Raw genomic sequence first — 17997 nt, 5'->3', positions numbered from 1 at the left:
AGCGGAGCAGGCAATGACGATTGTTACCACCGACAAGAAGGAATTGAGCGACTTCGAACCGCTGGTCGGAACCATGTTCGCTATCGTCGCCGAGGATCTGCCGCCACTGCCGATGCTGCTTGAGGAAGCGAAGGCGCTGAAACGCCACGCGCAGGATTTGCGTGCTCCATTCGACCTGATCTTTCGTGGCAGTGGAGAAGTCCTGCCGCAGGGCATGTATCAGTTCCGCCATGAGGTGACGGGCGATATGGCCATCTTCATCGTGCCCACCGCCAGGGATGCCGACGGTGTGCAATATTGCGCTACCTTCAGCTGATCGACGCCACACGCCGCCAATGGCTGCGATGATATAGTCTTCCTCTTCCTCCCCATCGCAAATGGGCAGGAAGAGGGATTTTCTCAGCTGTCGGCAGTGCCGGGCGGGGTTTGCGCGGCAGCTTCGTCCACGACCCACCGCATTTCGAGATAGACGTCCGTATCGTCGAACTCCCTGAACCCCAGGCGGCGATACCAGTCGAGCGCCGGATTGAACTTCTCGACAAAGATGTCGATGTCCTTGCCGCGTGCGCGGGCGGTTTCGATCAGTGCCTCGACAATCGCCGTCCCGACACCCTTGCCGCGCCATTCAGGCATCAGCACGATATCGATGATGCGGAACTGGCCGACTTCCTGGAGGTAGAAGCGCCCCGCAGGCAGGCCATTATGCTCGATCACGTCGAAGGACGTATCGGCATAATAGGTTCGGTAGTGGAGGCGCTGCAGCTCGAATTGCTGCGTGATGAACGTCCATTTCTGGTCGTCGCTCCAAGGGATGCGCGCCAACTCCTCTACGCGGGTCGTGGCGAAGAGCTGTATCAGGAAGACGGTATCGTCCTCCGCCTCCGGACGCAGGCTGTACCCCTGCGAAAGCAACGCCGCCGGCAACGTAAAGACCGGCGGCGCTTTGTCAGATGTCACCAAGAAGAGTCCTGATCAGTTGCGCGGCGGGAAAACACCCTGCAGCGCGATGCAGAAAGTCATCGCGAGATAGGGCTGCTGGTTGTTATGCGCCTGGCCGCCACCGGTGAGGCCGATCGCGGTCGGCGCCATGTTGACGAGTGTTCCGGGCGTTATCGGTGGAGCCGTATAGGCAAACGCAGGGCCGGAAGCCGACAGGAAGGCATTGTTCGCCGGCGTACCCACGATCTGCGCCTGATTCGACGGATTCGGCGCGGCGGCATTAAGGGTGTGATTATGCGTCGGCATTTCGTCGCTGGTTATCGTGACGGTCGTCGTGCCACTGATCTCGCCGAGGACATAGGGTGAAAGACCCGCCCCGTCGCCCGCACCCATCGGTGCGTAGCCGCTGAAATTCGGCAGCCCAAAATTGCTCGTACCGTTGCCGCCGTAGGTCGTGCCCAGGATTGAGAACAACGCGGTGTTCTGAGAGATCGGCAGGAGCTGACCCTGCGCCACGGCATAGTTGCGCGGTGCAAAGCTGAACCCAAAGATCCTGATCTCGCCAATGAATGGTGCTGTCACGGTCGCTCTCCGAATTAGTTACGGCTGGGGAAGACGCCTTCCAGCGCGATGATGAAGTTGATCACCAGTGCCGGCATCCGGTTTTCGTGCGGCTGATTGCCACCCACCGCGCTGATGCTATTGTTGTTCATGGCGCCCTGCTTGAGCGGGTTTGCGCCAGGGACGGCATAGAGTTCGGCCGTGCCGAGCAGCGTCGCCGGAAAGGACGTGTTGGTAGGCGCCGGCTGGTTTCCGACCGTCGTGGTCGCGGAAAGCGTATGGCTATGCGCCGGCATCTGCTGGATCGTCAGCGTCACCGACTCCGTCCCGCCCTTCTGACCGATGATATAGTTGGACAGGCCCGGTCCCTGGCCCTGGTTGATCGGCAACCGACCCTGGAGGTCCGGAAGGCCAAAAGTTTCCTGGCCGTCGCCGCCATAGGTGGTGCCGATCAAGGCATATAGGGCATCATTCTGCGAAATGGGCAGCAACTGGCCTTTGCAGAAAGCCCAGCCCCGCGGGTTGAAATTACCCGCAAACATTCTGATTTCGCCAAGAAAGGGATTGCTCATTCTATCCTCCGTGCCGTTCGGCGCTTCTCAAAACCTCAATTTCGCGACGGGAAGCGTCCCTGAAGCGCGATGGAGGCATTCAGCGCCAGATATGGCTGTAAATTCGGATGCGCCTGAGTATTTCCGGCGGGCTGAACCGATGCGGGATCGAGAATCACTGGCGTCCCATCCGGCGCATAGAAATCTTTAGTATCGGAAGTGTCTGCGCCGAAAGTACGCCCGATCGGGGGGCGATGCGTCGCCGTCATCGTCGTGCCGACCAGATTATGGTTGTGTAGCGGAATCTGGGTAGAAAGAAGCGTGACGTTCTCCTGACCGCTTATCTCGCCCAGCACATAGGTTCCGACCCCGCCATTGCTGCCGACACCGAGCGGCGTCCTTGATCGCAGATTGGGCAGCGAGAAGGTCTGCACGCCGTTCCCGCCATAAGTGGTGCCGAGGAGCGAGAAAAGCGCCTGGTTCTGCGCGATAGACAGAATCTGGCCGCTACAGGTCGCCCAGCCTCGCGGGGGGAAGTCGAATCCAAAGAACCTGATTTCGCCGATATATGGTTGCGTCATGGCAGCCCCTCACGCGTTCGTTCGGGAGGCGCAGCATCAGCAACACCAAGCCCCCCAAGTGTTGACGGCGATGGTTGTAACCGCGCGCTTCAAAGACTCAATAGCAAACAGCAGCCAAAGTCGGCTCAGTCTCCTTAAGTGCGAGACACGGTTACCAACTCTATGAAGAATAAGTGCTATTTATTCATCGAGAAAATAGCGGGCGTCTATATGGCACCGTATCGGACAAATGCGCCACCCGGATATGATCCACGCTGTTGCGCAGCATTTGGCGTTCTGCCATAAGGCAGGAGGAAAATGTTTCGGTGCAAAAGCGCCATGGGGGTATCGTTCGTCATGACGTCAATCACGCCTGCCATCAACCTTTCAGACGCCGCCACGGCTTCGGAGCCGCGCAAACCCTGGTCGACTCCGCGCGTCATCGTTTCGGTCGCGCAGAGCGCGGAGGCGCATGTCGCCGACAATCCGCCAGATGGCAGCACGACGTTCTTTGGCCCATACGGATCCTGATTTTCAGGCCATAGAGATTTTGTCGAAATGCGCCACGGCGCATTTCGCTGCACCAGCCCGCCCCCGGCCACCCAGCCAGGCTATCCTATGGGTCGCCGGGAGGGGAGCGGGTTGCTAACGGTGCTGAAATCGTTCAGCCGCGAATTTCCAAACAGCCTCTAGCTGACAACCGGGCCTGGCCCGGCCCCCTCTGCCGATCATCGATTGCTGGCGTCGAACCATGCGATGAAGCGCGCAAGCGCAAGCGTCCGGGCTGCGGTATAAATGGCCGCGTGTCCGGACTTTCGTGTCCCATCTGCTTCTGTCACCATCTTCTCGATCCGGTCCAGGTCGACATAGCGGGATAGCCGCCCGTCATGATCCAGCCGCCGCGCCTCGGCGAGCGCGCCGGGGACACTCTCCTTTGCCATTCGGAACATGTCCGGCTCCTCGGCGTCGTTGCCGGGACCACGCGCCAACAATCGGGCCGGCAGGATGTCAGCAAAGACATGGCGCGCCAGATGCCGTTCCAAGCCGTCCCGGAATTCGAGCGATTCGGGGATCGCCAGCCCAAGTTCCACCACGCGCTTGTCGTGAAAGGGTCGCGAGAAATCGAGGCCGTGCGCTGCTGCCAGGGTAGGGTGGGTCGGCTGCATCGCGGCCACCTTGCGCAGATGATGCAAGCTGAAGGCACCCCACCGATAATGAATCACGCGGCCATCGCGCAACCGGCGGGGGTCGATGGAGCCGTCCGCGAACATCGCCTCCGCGAATGCCGGATTGACCGGGCGGTTACGCCATACCGGCATCCGGTGCCGCAGGAGATGCCCCAGCAACGTCGCTCGCAGGGGCAGCAGGGCTGGCAGGACATCGTGGCGCAAGACCTGCTGCCAGGTGCGGCCTGTGCGCCGGACACGGAGGCGAAACTCCCGGGCGAACTCGCGAAGCCTGCCGCGGCGAAGGATCCGCCCGAGCAGCGCCTTGCCGTTCACGTTGACGGTATAGTCACCACCATGGCCGTCCAGCACGAGCCGGGCGCCGGTCGAGGCCGCAATCCGGAGCATGCCGCGCCGAACATAGGGCGTTCCGGCATTCTCGTCTGTCATTGCGAAGCTTGTCTCGAGATCGGTGAAGATCCCCTCCTCGCCCCTGATATAATAATGGATATCGAGAAACGGATAGGAACGGAAAGCCTCCACCGCCTCGCGAGCATTGCCAACCAGCCGGCGCTCGCCTTCGTCCAGGACCGAGGCAATGGCGGCGATGCGACGGCCGTGTGCGGCGACGATGGGACCGGCGACCGCGGCGATCGTACCGCTATCGACACCGCCGCTGAAGCACAGGGCGGGCGACCCCGCCAATCGGCGTACCCGGCATGCAATCGCCTCAGTCACCACGGCGCGATAGGCCTCGATATAATAGCGCTCGTCGCGGCCGATATGTTCCTGCGCGGCATGGGGTTCCCAATAGGTGCGTTTCGACACCACTCCACTTGCGTTCAGGTCCAGCACCATACCCCCGCCGAGCGTGCTGATCGCCTCATAGATCGTGCCGCCCGGATTGGGATCGAGCGGCACGAGTACCCGTTGGGCAATGCCCAGGTCGGAGAGGCGGCGGGGTACGCCCTCGACCGCCCAGAGCGCCTTCACCTCACTGGCAAAGGCGAAGAAACCATCGCCATGATGAAAATAGACGCCGCGCTGACCCATCGGGTCGCGCGCCATCAGCAACGCGCGCGATCGCGCGTCCCATATGGCGAAGACGAAATCGCCGAGCAGGTGATCGACGCAGTCCTCGCCCCAGTGGCGATACGCGGCCAGCAACACCTCGCTGTCGGACATGTCGCGGAGCGCATCCGCCTTTATGCCGACGCGCTCCGCCAACGCCTCTCGATTATCGAGGCGCAGGTCGGCGACGAGAGTCAGTTCCCCATCCTGAATGGGTTGCGCCTCCGACCAGTCCTCGCGATTGACGCGCAACAGGCAGTGCCCCAGTCCTGCCGCGCCGTCGATGGTCGTGCGCCGGCCGTCGGGGCCACGATGGGCCAGAATGGCGCCCATTCGATCGAGTTCGCGGGACGATAATGGCTGCCCGTCGAACCGGACGATGCCGAAGATCGCGCTCATTTTTCGCCGGCGCAGCGAAGCTCTTCGAGCCGGCGATAGGGCCCGTCCATATGGAGTGCCGCATTGGCGCGGAGCTTTTCGTTCGCGGCCTTCTGTTTCGCGTCGCTGTCGGGGGCGAACCGTTCGAGCGGCGCCTTGGCGTCGCGGCAGGCTGCGGCCGCCAGCGCTGTCCTGGCCTGCTCGTCGGGGAGGATGCCGAAATGCGGGAGGATGCGCGCCTCGACCGCATCCGGCAGCTCGGCATAATTGACCAACATGCCGCCGCCCAAGCCGAAATTCTCGATCACCGCCTCCGCGGTACGCCCAAGAGCGCGGGCGGCATAATCGTCAGGATGCATCTCGGCCGTTTTCTCGATGCCATAGGGTTCGAACGGCAGCGCGCCGGGGACAGTTTGCGCCCCGGCCATGCGTGCGTGGGACACGAGGATCTCGACCGGATCGCGATAAAGGAAAATCCAGGGAGTATCGGGGAAGGCCATCCGGAACAGCGGCAGCGCCAGCGTGTGCCAGCTGTCGAGCTTGACGACATAATGCCCCGCCCCGTTCAACCGGTCGCGGCCGAGCGCGCCGACGATCAGGCGCAGCAGGTCAACCCGTTGCTCGATCGGCACATCGGTCCGCGCCGCCGCAAGCTGAACGATCGAATCGATCGGCGGCGCTTCCGACACCACGACATTGCGCGCATCGGCCGCAAACATCTGCGACACCAGAGTCGAGCCGCAACGCGACTGGTGAAAGACGAAGCCCGTTGGAACGCGTAACGCTTCCCCCTCCGGCGCAGCGAGCGACTGGAGCGGCGTGCGGGGCCGGACGAGCCGGTTGAACGGAAGGCTACGCGCACGGCGAAGCGAATCCTCGAAGAAGGAATCCGACAGCGGGTGACCGGCGAAGTGAAGCCAGTCCACCGCGAGTGTGCCCATGCTCGGCACGATCGCGACCGGCAGCCAGTCGCCTTCCGGCGTCATGTGGCTGTTGATCGGTGCGCCGCTGAAACGCCAGGCGCCGATAGGATCGGGCTTTAAGCTGGCACGCGCTTCGTCCACCGTGACGACGATACCCAACCCGGCCGCCGCGGCGATGAGCGCGTCGATGAATGATTCCTGCTCCACGATCCCGCTCAGCCGCTGTTGCAAGGCGGGATCGGCCATCAAAAGGGCACGAAAGCGGTCGATCGGTGCGGCCGCGTCAAGAGCGCTGGTGTCTGTCATGAAGGACCGCGAACGACTTCTTTCCAACCGCCCCCGCGGCCGATAGGCTGATCCGGAAACGGGCATCGCGCCCGCACTGAATGGTTTGCCTATCATGCTAATAATGCAGAGCCAATCACCCTTGATCTTCGCTGACCGGGTACGCCTGCCCGTCACCTTCGACGGCGACCGGCTGGCCGAGGATTTGGCGCGGATCGGCGGTGCCACCTGGGTCGATCATTTCGTGAAGCAGAATTACGACGGCGACTGGAGCGTGCTGCCGCTTCGCTATGCCGCCGGCGCGACCCATCCGATCCTGCAGGCTTATTCGGACCCCTCTGTCACCGAATATGCCTGTAGCCCGCTGCTCGACATGGCGCCCACGATCCGCGCGGCGATCGACTGGTTCCAGTGCGACCTCCAGACGGTGCGGCTGATGCGCCTGACGCCCGGATCGATCATCAAGGAACATTTCGATTACGACCTCGCCGCCGAATGGGGCACGGCGCGGATTCATATCCCGATCACGACCAACCCGCAGGTCGAGTTCATGGTCAACCGGGTGCCCGTCGCGCTGGAGGCGGGCAGCGCTTGGTATCTGCGGCTGTCAGATCCGCACAGCGTCGCCAATCGCGGCACGACCGACCGGGTCCATCTGGTGGTAGACTGCGTCACCAACGAGTGGCTGACGAAACAGCTCGAAGCGGGTCGGTAAGCGCACTCAGCCGCGCCAGAGCGAGATGACGGCCAGGACAAAAGCGCCGATGGCGACCACCACCAGGGCCACGCGCTTCCAAGGCATACGCGCGGGCGCCTTTTCGAGCCGGCTGGCTCGGCCAGGTTGGTCGAGCGGCACTACGGTCGTCCCCGGGTTCAGCGCTTCAGTGAGCTGATAGAAGGTGATCGGCGTCACGAATTCGCAGCCGTAACCATTGGGTCCGCGCCGCGACACGACCGCCGCGTTGACCCGCGTGCCGGCGATGCCGATCCAGATTGTCGCTTCCGGATCCAGCGCCTCGGACGTCTCCATCCTGAAGCCGGTCATCGACAGATCGTAGATCAACACGTCGAGCGGCTGGCCATCGTGCGCCGCACGCAACGTCGCATCGACCAGCACGGTATGCCGGGTCGCCCCGCGCCGTTCGTCCGGATCGGAACGGTACACGCGCGCAATCTGGGCCATCGTCACTCCAACGCCAGAACAGGCGTCGGACCGTCGATGGTTTAGATTACCAAAGGCTTACCTTCGGACCCAGTAATAAACGGCCTGTCCCGTTATAGTTCGATCGACGCCGACAGCTTGCGGGCGCGCCGACTTCGCAGTGCTCCAGCCGCCATTCCCCGGGTTCAGGACTTCATCCGGCCCGGAGGAACACCCGGATCACGGCCTCAGCATGCGCCTCGATCTCGGCGTCGGCGTGAACGTCACGCCTGGCGACTGCCTTGATCTCGGGCGCGAGGAGATAGGGCATCTGGCAGGCGGCCGTCAGCATCAGCGAGAAGGTCAGCGGATCGACGTCGGGAAGGCTGCCCTGCCGCTGCAGCCGCTCGATGATCGGCCGGTACCAGCGATAGCCCGCGCCGATATAATGTTCGGCGGTCCAGGCGAGGCCAGGTCCTTCGAGGATCGATTGCTGGACCATCAGCCGCGCATGTTCGGGATGCCGCGCGCAATAACCGACATACCAGCGCACGAACGCCTTGAAGCCATCGAGGCCGCGCGGCTCGCCATCGGTCAGTCCGGCGGGCATCTCGCGCTCCATCCGATCGAACAGGAACGCGATCGTCCGGCGCCAGAGCTCTTCCTTGGTCTGGTAGATATGGCGGATCATGCCGTGCTGGACACCGGCGTCGGCCGCGATCTCGCGCAGCGACGCCCCTTCGAAGCCGCGGCGGGAAAAATGGTCGAGCGCACTCGCCAGGATCGCCTTGCCGGTATTCTGCAGCCGCTGCTGGCGGATCGAAGGTGATTCCGGTGCCCCGTCCGAAACCGGGTCCGATATTGGGCTCGATGCTGGTGCCGTCACGCCTTTCCCTCCGGGTCGCCGCCACCGTATCGGCAAGCCCGGCCAAGCGGAAGCGCCGGATCGGGGCCGGGCGATGCCCGACCCCGATCGTCATACTCAGGTCAGGGAATGTTGCTCGCCACGCCCTGCCAGTTGGTTGTCTCGGTGAAGATCTCGCCGCCCGACGCAAGGAATGCCTGGCGACCGTCAACAGCGCCCATCAGCTGCCACATCATCCAGGCGGTGGGATAGCCGAGATAGCCGTGCACGCCGTTGCTGCACGGAAAGGCAGCGCCGGCGCAGGTCGGGTTGCCCTGCGAGTCATTGTGCGCGGTGCCCTTGATCAGCCCCTTCGCCTTGAGCAGCGGCGCCGGGGTCGCGTTGTAATAGGCCGTCAGCGAGTTGAGCTGCCCGGGCGGAACGATCTGCGTGTCGGGCGAGATCAGCACGTCGGTCGATCCGCTGACGTAGAGGATCGATCCGCCCGTCGCCGCGGCGAGATCGCTCGTCAGCAGGCAATTGGATGCCGGGTTGCACCAGGACTGGCGCGGCAGATGGAAGGTCACGGCGGTGCGGATCGCCCCGCTCGATTTCAGCATCGCGTTGATCGCGCCCGACGCACCCTGCGAATGCCCCATCGCACCGATCTTCGTCGTGTCGAGCTTGCCGTAGAAGATGCTGCCGGTGTCAGTGTTGCGCGCCTTGATGTAATTGGCGCTGTCGATGATCGTCTGGCCCGTCCCGGTAGTCCCGTCTCGCGTCGCGATGACGACGAAGCCCCATGATGCCAGGTGGCGCAGCAGATAGGCATAGGTGGTCGCCGGGACCGGCGTCGTGCCCGATCCGTTCGCCCAGACGATGATCGGGTGATGGAACCCGTTGGCGCCGAGATTGGCCGGGTAGAAGATGTCGCAGGCATTGCCCTTGGAATCGCAGCCTGCGGGCGTGAAGCTCTGCGCGACGGTCCAGGCGCCATCGGCATAATATTTCTGTTCGATCGGCTTGGTCGGCAGATTCGGCCCAGCCGATGCCGGCGCAATCCACCATGCGGCACAGATGGCCGCCGCGACCGCTATCGCCTTTTTCATGACAATCCTCCTCCAGTCGTCGGCCTTTGCGCCGATCGGCCGGGAGGATTGCATGAGCAGAGGATAGTGGCAAGTTCGCTATCCATCGGGATAACGAACTTGCCACAGGGCACGACTTGCCGGATTACTTGCCGGTGGCGAGTGGCCCCACCTCCACTTTCGCCTGGGTATTGGCGAGCGGGCCCAGTTCGGCCGCGGCGCCCCGGGCGATCGCCGCCGTCTCGCTGCCACCCTGGAAGCAGGTGAAGTCGGGGCGCTCGCGCCACGACAACGGGCCGCACAGGCGCTTGCCCGCGGCGAGGGCCGCGTCGTGCACGATATTGATCGCGCGCTCATAATCGGGCGAGCCCTGCGCATAGCCGGTGAAGTTGCCCAGATCACCGCTGGCGGCGAACACCGCGGTGACGCCCGGCACCTTCGCGATCGCCGCCGCGTTCTTCAGGCCCTGCAGCGTTTCGATCATCAGGATCAGGACGATATTGTCATTGGCGGTCGCGCGGTAGCCGCCGGGCACTTTGCCCCACATGTCTGGCCCGAACGCCTGTCCGCCGCCGGCGCTGCGCTTGCCGAGCGGTGGCCAGAAAGCCCAGTCACGCGCCGCGATGGCTTCTTCCACGCTATCGATCGTCGGCACGACCAGCACCAGCGCGCCGGCATCGAGCGCATGCTGGATCTCGCGTTCGTCGGTGCCCGAGACACGGACGCCGGGCACCGCCTTGGCGCGGGGGCAGGCGGCCCACATCCGGGCGACCTCGTTCCAGTCACGCGTATTGTGCTGCATCTCCGTCCAGATGAAGTCGTATCCCGCATTCGCCATAGCGCAGTAGGTTTCGGGATCGGTCGCGCTGAACACGGTGCCACCGACGACCTTGCCCCCCTGCACCAGCTTCTGCATCACCGGATTCCATAACTTGGCATCTGCCGGCGCCTTGTAGTTAGGACCATATTTCCACGTCTTGTCGTCGAACGGGCCGGTGTTCACGGCGTTCGGCGGCGCTTTTTTCGCGGCACCGCTGTCCTGCCCGGCCGCAGCGGCCAGCGGGAATTTCAACTGCCCGGGATCGGCATTGTTGGCATAGGGATCCGCCGTCACCGGACGACTGGCCTGCTGGGCCATGCCCGCCGACGCCGCAAAGAACATTGCCGCGACCATGATCAATCGTTTCATTCAAGCATCCCCTGGTTATGATTGGAGCCCGGCGGGCGCGCGGACCATCGCGCACCTGCCGATTTCTGGGCGTGGCGGGGCCGGTCTTCGCGGTCTCTCACCACAATGGCGTGATCAGCGGGCGCCCGGCGAAATGGGCGTCCAGATTGTCGATCGTCAGTCGCCCCATCGCCGCGCGCGTCTCGACCGTGGCGCTGCCCTGGTGCGGCAGCAGCACGACATTCTCCAGAGCGAGCAGCGCCTCGGGCACATTCGGCTCATCGACGAACACATCGAGGCCGGCACTGCCGAGCCGCCCCTCGACCAGCGCCGCGGCCAGCGCCTCCTCGTCGATGACCGATCCGCGCGCGATATTGACGAGCATGCCGTCGGGCCCGAGCGCGTCGATCACCGCCTTGTCGACCAGCTTCGCGGTTTCCTTGCCGCCCGACGTCGCCACCACCAGGATGTCGACCGATGCGGCGAGGCTGAGCAGGTCCGGTGCGTAACGATAGGGCACGTTGGACCGCGGATTCCGGCTGAAATAAGCGATCTCGCCTGCAAAGGCCTCGGTCCGCCGGGCGATCGCGAGGCCGATCCGGCCGAGCCCGAAAATGCCGATCCGCCGCCCCGTGACCTTGCGCGTCAGCGGCGGGGTTCCGCTGCTGACCCAGTTCCCGTCCCGCACATAGCGGTCATGGGCCGCCACGCGCCGCGACGTCGCGAAGATCAGCGCGATGGCCAAATCCGCCACATCGTCCGTCAGCACATCGGGCGTGTTGGTCACCGCGACGCCAAGCGAGCGGGCATGCGCAACATCGGTCAGGTCATATCCGACCGCGCAGACGGCGACGATCTCCAGATCCGGCAACGCGTCCATCGTCGCCGCGTCCATCCCCTCGGTACTGCCGGTCACCGCCGCCCGGATACCGGGGCCCGGGACGGTGCGCAGATCGAAATGCTCGCCAAGCTGTTCGAGTCCCCATTTCTCGGGGTTGCGCACGAGCATGAGCACAGGCTGCTTGTCCGCCATCACGCCTTCTCCACCATTGCGGCCTGGCGGTCGGCGAGGCACTCGAGCGCGGTCACCATGGTGGAATGATCCCGGTGGCCTGCAGATGGCTCACCATGGGCTGGTCCGATTCCAGTCCCGACAAAACCGATCCGCATCTCTTCAAATCTCCACGAAAACACGTTTGGGCGCATCGAGCCAGGCGCTCGCCCAGCCAAGCCCCGCGACGGTCTCGCCGGCCGGGCGATATTCGCATCCGATCCAGCCCGAATAGCCAAGCGCATCGATCATCGGCAGGAGCCAGGCATAGTTGATCTCGCCGGTGCCGGGTTCGTGCCGGCCCGGATTGTCGGCGAGCTGGATGTGGGCGATCTGCCCTAGCAGCCGCTCGATGCTGCGGATGAGATCGCCCTCCATGATCTGCATGTGGTAGATGTCGTACTGGAAGCGGATGTTCGGGCGCCCTGCCCGTCCGATGATGTCCAGCGCCTTCGCACTGCGGTCGACGACATAACCGGGCATGTCGACCCTGCTGTTGATCGCCTCGACCAGGATGGTCACCTCATGGGGTGCAGCGGCATCGGCGGCATATTGCAGGTTGCCGATGAACGTCTCGACGCACGCGTCCAGATCGCGTGCGGCCGGCTTGATCCCGGCCATCAGATGGATCTGCCGGCAACCGAGCGCCACGGCGTAGTCGATCGCCCGGTCAATGCCTTCGCGGCACTCGGCGACCCGATCGGGATCGACGCCCGTGCCGCGATCTCCGGCGGTCCAGTCCCCGGCGGGCGTATTGAACAGGATCTGTTCCAGGCCATGCTCATCGAGCTCGGCGCGGATACGCGCTGCCGGCTCGTCATAGGGGAAGAGATATTCGACCCCCTTGAAGCCGGCCGCGGCGGCGGCGCCGAACCGCTCGAGAAAAGGCAGCTCCGGGAACATCATCGAAAGATTGGCGGCAAGCTTGATCATGAACGGACCTGTTTCCTGCGTTAATCGTGATACCCCGGCCCGGCGTCGTGCGCCGGTCGCGCGGTTTCGCGAAAGCTGATCGACCGCGCCGACCGGTCCTCGTTCAGGGCGATCACCAGATCGGCCCGCCCAGGCATCTCCTTCAGGATATGGCGCGTCAGCCGCTCATAATGCTGGACGAAGCGCGCGACCTGGGCGTCGTCCATCACCCCCGGTGCGCGTGCGCCCACACGATCTCGCAGCGCGTGCTCCTGCTGCAAGCGCCAGTTCCGGACGATCTCGAAGCCGGGGGCCGCCAGCAGGGTGAGGAAATCGATGCGAGAAAAGAGCCGCTGATAGTCGCCGGCCAGGGCGGCGTTGACATAGCGACGCCAAACCCCCTGCGAATCCTCGTCCCGCTCGAGTTCATTGACCGGATTTTCGAGCGCCCCCGGCGCCTCCGGCAGCGCGCCGACGCACCAGCCTTCCAGGATCAGCACCTGGGTACCGATATCGGCGATGTCCCAGCGCGCCGGCTCCGCCCGGTCGTCACGCGATTTGTCGAAACGGGGCAGCGTTGCGGATCCGCCGAGTTCCAACGCGGCAAGGGCGGCAAAGCCGAGCCCCAGGTCGTGCGTGCCTGGTACCCCGCGCACGCGGAGCAGGGGGTGGACCTCTATCGCCAGTGCCTCGCGTTCGGCCTTTGTCAGATAAAGGTCGTCGATCGACAGCGTGACGGTCTTCACCCCGGCGGTGTTCAGACGCGTTTCGAGCGCCTCCGATAGAGTCGTTTTACCGCTGCCCTGCGCGCCGCACAGGCCAAGGACAAAAGGCCGGCGCGTGGTCAAGAGTATGCGCGCAAGGACGGCGCGCTCCACCGCGTCGAGCGCCGGCCAGTCGGACTCGCCCGTCGCAGCGCTACCCGGCGGGGAAGCGCGTGCGGTCAGGGCCGGATCAGGTGCCGGATCGTTCATGGCACCAGCAAGGTGAACGGCCAGACATAGGCCATGAGCATCACGACAACGCCCACCAGCATGCCCAGCACGATGCTGTGCAGGAACACATAGCGCAGAATACGGCCTTCCTGTCCGAACCACTGGGTTGCGGTGGAGGCGACGACGATGCTCTGCGCATCGATCATCTTGCCCATCACGCCGCCGGTACTGTTGGCGGCCGCCATCAGCACGGGCGAAAGGCCCAACTGCTCGGCCGTGATCTTCTGGAGGCCGCCGAACAGGACGTTCGCCGCCGTGTCGGATCCGGTCACCGCCACCCCGAGCCAGCCGAGCATCGAACCGAAGAAGGGATAGAGCATGCCCGTCGCGGCGAAGGCGAGGCCCATGGTCGCATCCACGCCGGAGAAACGGGTCAGGTAGCCGAGCGCGAACATCGCCGCGATCGTCAGGAGCGACGGTACGACCGACCGGAAGGCCCGCCCATAGGTGGCAGCGATCTCCAGCGGCTTCGCCCCGAGCACCAGCCCCGAGATCAGGCCGGCAAGCAGGATCGCCGTGCCCGAGGCGGAGAGCAGATTGAGATTATAGACCGCCGGCTCGACCACTGCCTTCGCCACCACCGGCGGGACGCGCTGGACGACACCGTCCAGCCCGCCGAACACGATCGCCGGGCGGAAGATGCCGTCGAGAAAGGCCTTGGTCGCAGGAAGCCCCCAGAGGAACACGAGCACGGTGAGGATCAGCCAGGGTGTCCACGCCTTGCGCAACTGGGCGCCGGTGGCATGCACCGGCGCAGCGGTGCCCGTACCGGGATTGACGCCCTCCATCGCGATAGCACTCCCGCCCGGCGCCGTATGGACGACCTCCGGCGCGCGTTCGTCGCCGCGCGTCAGACGCGCCTCATTGACGTGCATGATGCGCTTGGGCCGCCAGAAACGGAGGAAGGTGACCAGCGAGATGATCGAGACGATGCCTGACACGACGGCGGTCAGCCACGGACCATGGAGGTTCGACACCAGAAGCTGCGTGATCGCGAAGCTCAGCCCCGCCACCAGCACGGCCGGCGCGACTTCGAGCGTGCGCCGCCAGCCGCAATAGGCCCAGAGCAACCAGAACGGGACAAGGATGGCGAAGGGGAACATCTGGCGGCCGACCATCGCCGACAGCTGGTCGAGCGGCAGGCCGGTCGATACGCCGAGCACGACGATCGGCGTGCCGAGCGCCCCGAACGCCACCGGCGCGGTGTTCGCGATCAGCGAGAGGCCGGATGCCTGAAGGCGCGTAAAGCCGAGGCCGATCAGCATCGCTCCGGTCACCGCGACCGGCGACCCGAAGCCCGCCGCGCCTTCGAAAAAGGCGCCGAAGCAGAAGGCGATCAGCAAGAGCTGGAGGCGGCTGTCGTCGGTCACCCGCGCGATGGAATCGCGCAAGATGTCGAACTGGCCGCGCTCATTGGTGAGCTTGTACAGGAAGATGATGTTCAGGATGATCCAGCCGATCGGCAACAACCCATAAGCCGCGCCGTACAACGCCGCCCATCCGGCAAGGTCCACCGGCATGTGGAACCCGAAAATCGCGATCACCAGCGCCGTTCCCAGCCCCGCGAGCGCGGCGATATGCGCCCGCATCTTGAAGATGCCGATTCCGCTGAGCAAGACCAGTACCGGCAGCGCCGATACCAGTGCCGAGAGCATTGGAGAACCGAAAGGATCGTAGTTTTGCGACCAGGTCATCAGAGCCCCTTTTTCTTACTTCAACGACTGCAAGCCTTCACAAGGTACTGAGGATCATCGAAGCTTTATCGACGCAATGGCATTGTTGAAATTCTCTGCATCCCGCGAAACGCGAGGCCGCCGACACGATGTACGGCCGATTTTCAGGGGGGGAGTCACATCATCCATGCGAGCGCCTTGCCGCTACGGCCGGATCGCGCGCGCAGGGGCCCGGCAACACATCAGATTGCTAGGCCCGGCGGTGTCGCGGAGAATGATCGAAGTGGTAAAGACGGTGGAGGAGCGGCGAGGACGCGTGCAGAAGTCCGCCCATGCGCGACGATGCCCCCTGAGCGTGCCACATTCTTCTCCGCCAACTGATCCCGCTCGTATCGGCGGGGCGTCCTGACAGTTGGTGCAAGGGCGCGGGGAGCCGGTCAACCGCACCAAAACAACGTGATACTCATATACTGAGAACGCGCATGATTTGGCCGTCCGATTTTCACGGTCTGCTCGGGTTGTCCCGTAAATCTCGGGAATATGACGTTACCCGCCGGATGAGACAGCCGGACAAAAAGTGGGTCATTATTTTGACGTCGAAGTCTTCAGACGGCCGCCGTGAGCCGGACGTCCGGTCCGGACACCGACGCCGTCAGAGAACCGTCCTGACCTTCCACAATTCCGGGAACAACACCGTGTCCAGCATACGCCTGAGATAGGATACCCCGCCGGTACCCCCGGTGCCCGGCTTCAGGCCGATGATGCGTTCCACCGTCGTGACGTGGTTGAAGCGCCAGCGGCGGAAATAATCTTCCAGATCGACCAGTTTCTCGGCCAGCTCGTACAGCGCCCAATGCTTCTCCGGCGCGCGGTAGATGGCGGCCCAGCTCGCCAGCACTTCGTCATTCTCGGCCCGCGAGGTGCGCCAGTCGGCGCGCTCCGCATCGGCCCCGATGTCGAAGCCGTTCCGGGCGAGCAGCTGCAGCGTCTCGTCATACAGGCCCGGCGCGGCAAGAATGGTTTCGAGCAGGGCTGTCGTGTCTTCCCGGTGCGCATGCGGCTTGAGCATCGCCAGGTTGCGGTTGCCGAGCAGGAATTCGATCGCCCGATACTGGTGCGACTGGAAACCGGAGGACTGGCCGAGTGAATCGCGGAAGCTGGTATATTCGCTCGGCGTCATCGTGCGCAGTACGTCCCAGGCGCCGTTGAGCTGCTCGAAGATGCGCGACACGCGGGCGAGCATCTTGAACGCCGGCTGCAGCCGGTCGCCACGGATCGCGGCGATGGCAGAACTCAGTTCGTGAATCGCAAGCTTCAGCCACAATTCGGACGTCTGATGCTGGATGATGAACAGCATCTCGTCATGGGCATCGGACAGTGGCGATTGCGCCTTGAGAATATCGCCGAGCCGAAGATAGTCGCCATAGGACATCCGCCCGTCGAACGACATCTGCGCGCCTTCGACCGACGGATCATAGGGGCAGTCACTCATGTCACGAGTCCTCTGGTACGATAGGCGGGCGTGTCCCACAGCCTGGCATCCATCACCTCCTGCATGATGTCGACCGCAGCGACGATGTCGTCTTCGCCGATATATAGCGGGGTCAGGCCGAAGCGCAGGATGTCGGGCGCGCGGAAATCGCCGATCACGCCATGCGCGATCAGCGCCTGCATGATCGCATACCCCTCGGGATGGCTGAACGACACCTGGCTGCCGCGCACCGCGCCGTCGCGCGGCGAGGCAAGCGACAGATCGGGGCAGCGGCGCTCGACCTCGGCGATGAACCGGTCGGCCAGGGCGAGCGAGGCGCGGCGCACATCGGCCAGGTCGACACCGTCCCAGACATCCAGCGCGGCATCGAGCGCGGCGAGCGCGAGGATCGGCGGCGTGCCGACCCGCATCCGTTCGATCCCGGTGCCCGGGCGATAGGACAGGTCGAACGCGAACGGCGCCTCATGGCCCATCCAGCCCGACAGCGCCGGCCGGACGCGGTCGGCCAGGCGCGGCGCGACATAGATGAAGGCGGGTGCCCCTGGCCCGCCGTTCAGATATTTATAGGTGCACCCAACGGCGAAGTCGGCATCGGCCGCCGCCAGATCGACCGGCAGCGCGCCTGCCGAATGCGCGAGGTCCCAGATGACGATCGTGCCGGCTGCGTGCGCCTTGCGGATCAGGGCTGGCATGTCGTGGCGGCGCCCGGTGCGATAATCCACTTCGGTCAGCATCAACACGGCGACGGTCTCGTCGATCGCTCCCTCGACTTCCTCAGGCGCCACGACCTTGAGCATATGATCGCGCCCGAGCGACGCGAGCAGCCCCTCCGCCATGTAGAGATCGGTGGGGAAGTTGCCGCTGTCCGACAGGACGATTTGCCGTTCCGGGTTGAGATCGAGCGCCGAGGCGAGCGCCTGATAGACCTTCAGCGACAGCGTATCCCCCATGACCACGCTGCCCGGCTCGGCACCGATCAGCCGACCGACCCGATCGCCCACGCGGCGCGGCATGGTCATCCAGCCCGACTCGTTCCAGGCGCGGATCAGTTGGTCGCCCCATTCGGCGTTGACCGCCGCGGACAGCCGGGGCTCGACCGCGCGCGGCAGGGGGCCAAGCGAATTGCCGTCCAGATAGATCACCCCCGTGGGCAAGTGGAACAGGGCGCGGGTCGCTGCGAAATCGGTCAAGGCCATGTC

General features: G+C 64.3%; 18 protein-coding genes. 2 read left to right on the top strand and 16 right to left on the bottom strand.

The features are described from left to right. The first annotated feature begins 13 nt into the window (after positions 1-13). Complete coding sequence (locus AC1DT7_RS09830; RefSeq protein WP_478035763.1) at positions 14-316, top strand: DUF6916 family protein; 303 nt, start codon at positions 14-16, stop codon at positions 314-316. A gap of 83 nt (positions 317-399) precedes the next feature. On the opposite strand, the gene AC1DT7_RS09825 is transcribed toward AC1DT7_RS09830, so the two are convergent. The 6 genes from AC1DT7_RS09825 to AC1DT7_RS09800 form a co-directional block, all read right to left on the bottom strand. After that, positions 400-957, bottom strand: a complete 558-nt coding sequence (locus AC1DT7_RS09825; protein WP_478035762.1) for a GNAT family N-acetyltransferase — start codon at positions 955-957, stop codon at positions 400-402. A gap of 15 nt (positions 958-972) precedes the next feature. Beyond that, positions 973-1521, bottom strand: a complete 549-nt coding sequence (locus AC1DT7_RS09820; RefSeq protein ID WP_478035761.1) for a phage tail protein — start codon at positions 1519-1521, stop codon at positions 973-975. 14 nt (positions 1522-1535) lie between these two features. Next, on the bottom strand, positions 1536-2072 hold the full coding sequence (locus AC1DT7_RS09815) for a phage tail protein (protein WP_478035760.1): 537 nt from the start codon (positions 2070-2072) through the stop codon (positions 1536-1538). A gap of 35 nt (positions 2073-2107) precedes the next feature. Continuing rightward, a complete protein-coding gene (locus AC1DT7_RS09810; protein WP_478035759.1) occupies positions 2108-2632 on the bottom strand; it encodes a phage tail protein in 525 nt (174 codons plus the stop codon). Between the two features lie 707 nt (positions 2633-3339). After that, positions 3340-5247: an asparagine synthase-related protein gene (locus tag AC1DT7_RS09805; protein WP_478035758.1), complete on the bottom strand. Its 1908-nt coding sequence runs from the start codon at positions 5245-5247 to the stop codon at positions 3340-3342. Further along, entirely contained in the window at positions 5244-6455 is a 1212-nt protein-coding gene (locus AC1DT7_RS09800) for a hypothetical protein (RefSeq protein ID WP_478035757.1), read from the bottom strand. Before AC1DT7_RS09800 ends, AC1DT7_RS09805 begins: the two co-directional genes overlap by 4 nt. A 121-nt stretch (positions 6456-6576) precedes the next feature. Between AC1DT7_RS09800 and AC1DT7_RS09795 the strand changes: the two genes are divergently transcribed. Beyond that, positions 6577-7149: an aspartyl/asparaginyl beta-hydroxylase domain-containing protein gene (locus tag AC1DT7_RS09795; protein ID WP_478035756.1), complete on the top strand. Its 573-nt coding sequence runs from the start codon at positions 6577-6579 to the stop codon at positions 7147-7149. A gap of 6 nt (positions 7150-7155) precedes the next feature. Here the strand turns inward: AC1DT7_RS09795 and AC1DT7_RS09790 are convergent, their stop codons facing one another. From AC1DT7_RS09790 to kynU, 10 genes are all read right to left on the bottom strand, one after another. Next, positions 7156-7617, bottom strand: a complete 462-nt coding sequence (locus AC1DT7_RS09790; protein ID WP_478035755.1) for a PilZ domain-containing protein — start codon at positions 7615-7617, stop codon at positions 7156-7158. Positions 7618-7789: 172 nt separating this feature from the next. Continuing rightward, on the bottom strand, positions 7790-8461 hold the full coding sequence (locus AC1DT7_RS09785; RefSeq protein ID WP_478035754.1) for a TetR/AcrR family transcriptional regulator: 672 nt from the start codon (positions 8459-8461) through the stop codon (positions 7790-7792). 101 nt (positions 8462-8562) lie between these two features. After that, entirely contained in the window at positions 8563-9528 is a 966-nt protein-coding gene (locus tag AC1DT7_RS09780; RefSeq protein ID WP_478035753.1) for a poly(ethylene terephthalate) hydrolase family protein, read from the bottom strand. A gap of 124 nt (positions 9529-9652) precedes the next feature. Continuing rightward, a complete protein-coding gene (locus tag AC1DT7_RS09775) occupies positions 9653-10696 on the bottom strand; it encodes an HpcH/HpaI aldolase family protein (RefSeq protein ID WP_478035752.1) in 1044 nt (347 codons plus the stop codon). Between the two features lie 97 nt (positions 10697-10793). Beyond that, a complete protein-coding gene (locus tag AC1DT7_RS09770) occupies positions 10794-11708 on the bottom strand; it encodes a 2-hydroxyacid dehydrogenase (protein ID WP_478035751.1) in 915 nt (304 codons plus the stop codon). A 141-nt stretch (positions 11709-11849) separates the two neighbouring features. Next, a complete protein-coding gene (otnI, locus tag AC1DT7_RS09765) occupies positions 11850-12659 on the bottom strand; it encodes a 2-oxo-tetronate isomerase (protein WP_478035750.1) in 810 nt (269 codons plus the stop codon). Between the two features lie 20 nt (positions 12660-12679). Next, positions 12680-13612, bottom strand: a complete 933-nt coding sequence (locus AC1DT7_RS09760) for a kinase (RefSeq protein ID WP_478035749.1) — start codon at positions 13610-13612, stop codon at positions 12680-12682. After that, positions 13609-15327, bottom strand: coding sequence for an L-lactate permease (locus AC1DT7_RS09755; protein WP_478035748.1), 1719 nt, complete (start codon positions 15325-15327; stop codon positions 13609-13611). The genes AC1DT7_RS09760 and AC1DT7_RS09755 overlap by 4 nt, the downstream gene beginning before the upstream one ends. A gap of 631 nt (positions 15328-15958) precedes the next feature. Beyond that, a complete protein-coding gene (kynA, locus tag AC1DT7_RS09750) occupies positions 15959-16798 on the bottom strand; it encodes a tryptophan 2,3-dioxygenase (protein WP_478035747.1) in 840 nt (279 codons plus the stop codon). Next, positions 16795-17994: a kynureninase gene (kynU, locus tag AC1DT7_RS09745; RefSeq protein WP_478035746.1), complete on the bottom strand. Its 1200-nt coding sequence runs from the start codon at positions 17992-17994 to the stop codon at positions 16795-16797. The genes kynA and kynU overlap by 4 nt, the downstream gene beginning before the upstream one ends. Positions 17995-17997 lie beyond the last annotated feature (3 nt).

The organism is Sphingomonas sp. P3_C6, from assembly GCF_056402595.1.
The sequence above is the reverse complement of the archived record's forward strand: the minus strand, read 5'-3'. Positions and strand labels throughout refer to the sequence as shown.

What these genes read in the sequence shown, in the direction of transcription:
- AC1DT7_RS09760 (WP_478035749.1), bottom strand. Translation starts at nt 13,612, where the DNA reads ATGAACGATCCGGCACCTGATCCGGCCCTGACCGCACGCGCTTCCCCG.
- otnI (WP_478035750.1), bottom strand. Translation starts at nt 12,659, where the DNA reads ATGATCAAGCTTGCCGCCAATCTTTCGATGATGTTCCCGGAGCTGCCT.
- AC1DT7_RS09790 (WP_478035755.1), bottom strand. Translation starts at nt 7,617, where the DNA reads ATGGCCCAGATTGCGCGCGTGTACCGTTCCGATCCGGACGAACGGCGC.
- AC1DT7_RS09815 (WP_478035760.1), bottom strand. Translation starts at nt 2,072, where the DNA reads ATGAGCAATCCCTTTCTTGGCGAAATCAGAATGTTTGCGGGTAATTTC.
- AC1DT7_RS09810 (WP_478035759.1), bottom strand. Translation starts at nt 2,632, where the DNA reads ATGACGCAACCATATATCGGCGAAATCAGGTTCTTTGGATTCGACTTC.
- AC1DT7_RS09800 (WP_478035757.1), bottom strand. Translation starts at nt 6,455, where the DNA reads ATGACAGACACCAGCGCTCTTGACGCGGCCGCACCGATCGACCGCTTT.
- kynU (WP_478035746.1), bottom strand. Translation starts at nt 17,994, where the DNA reads ATGGCCTTGACCGATTTCGCAGCGACCCGCGCCCTGTTCCACTTGCCC.
- kynA (WP_478035747.1), bottom strand. Translation starts at nt 16,798, where the DNA reads ATGAGTGACTGCCCCTATGATCCGTCGGTCGAAGGCGCGCAGATGTCG.
- AC1DT7_RS09755 (WP_478035748.1), bottom strand. Translation starts at nt 15,327, where the DNA reads ATGACCTGGTCGCAAAACTACGATCCTTTCGGTTCTCCAATGCTCTCG.
- AC1DT7_RS09780 (WP_478035753.1), bottom strand. Translation starts at nt 9,528, where the DNA reads ATGAAAAAGGCGATAGCGGTCGCGGCGGCCATCTGTGCCGCATGGTGG.
- AC1DT7_RS09770 (WP_478035751.1), bottom strand. Translation starts at nt 11,708, where the DNA reads ATGGCGGACAAGCAGCCTGTGCTCATGCTCGTGCGCAACCCCGAGAAA.
- AC1DT7_RS09830 (WP_478035763.1), top strand. Translation starts at nt 14, where the DNA reads ATGACGATTGTTACCACCGACAAGAAGGAATTGAGCGACTTCGAACCG.
- AC1DT7_RS09805 (WP_478035758.1), bottom strand. Translation starts at nt 5,247, where the DNA reads ATGAGCGCGATCTTCGGCATCGTCCGGTTCGACGGGCAGCCATTATCG.
- AC1DT7_RS09775 (WP_478035752.1), bottom strand. Translation starts at nt 10,696, where the DNA reads ATGAAACGATTGATCATGGTCGCGGCAATGTTCTTTGCGGCGTCGGCG.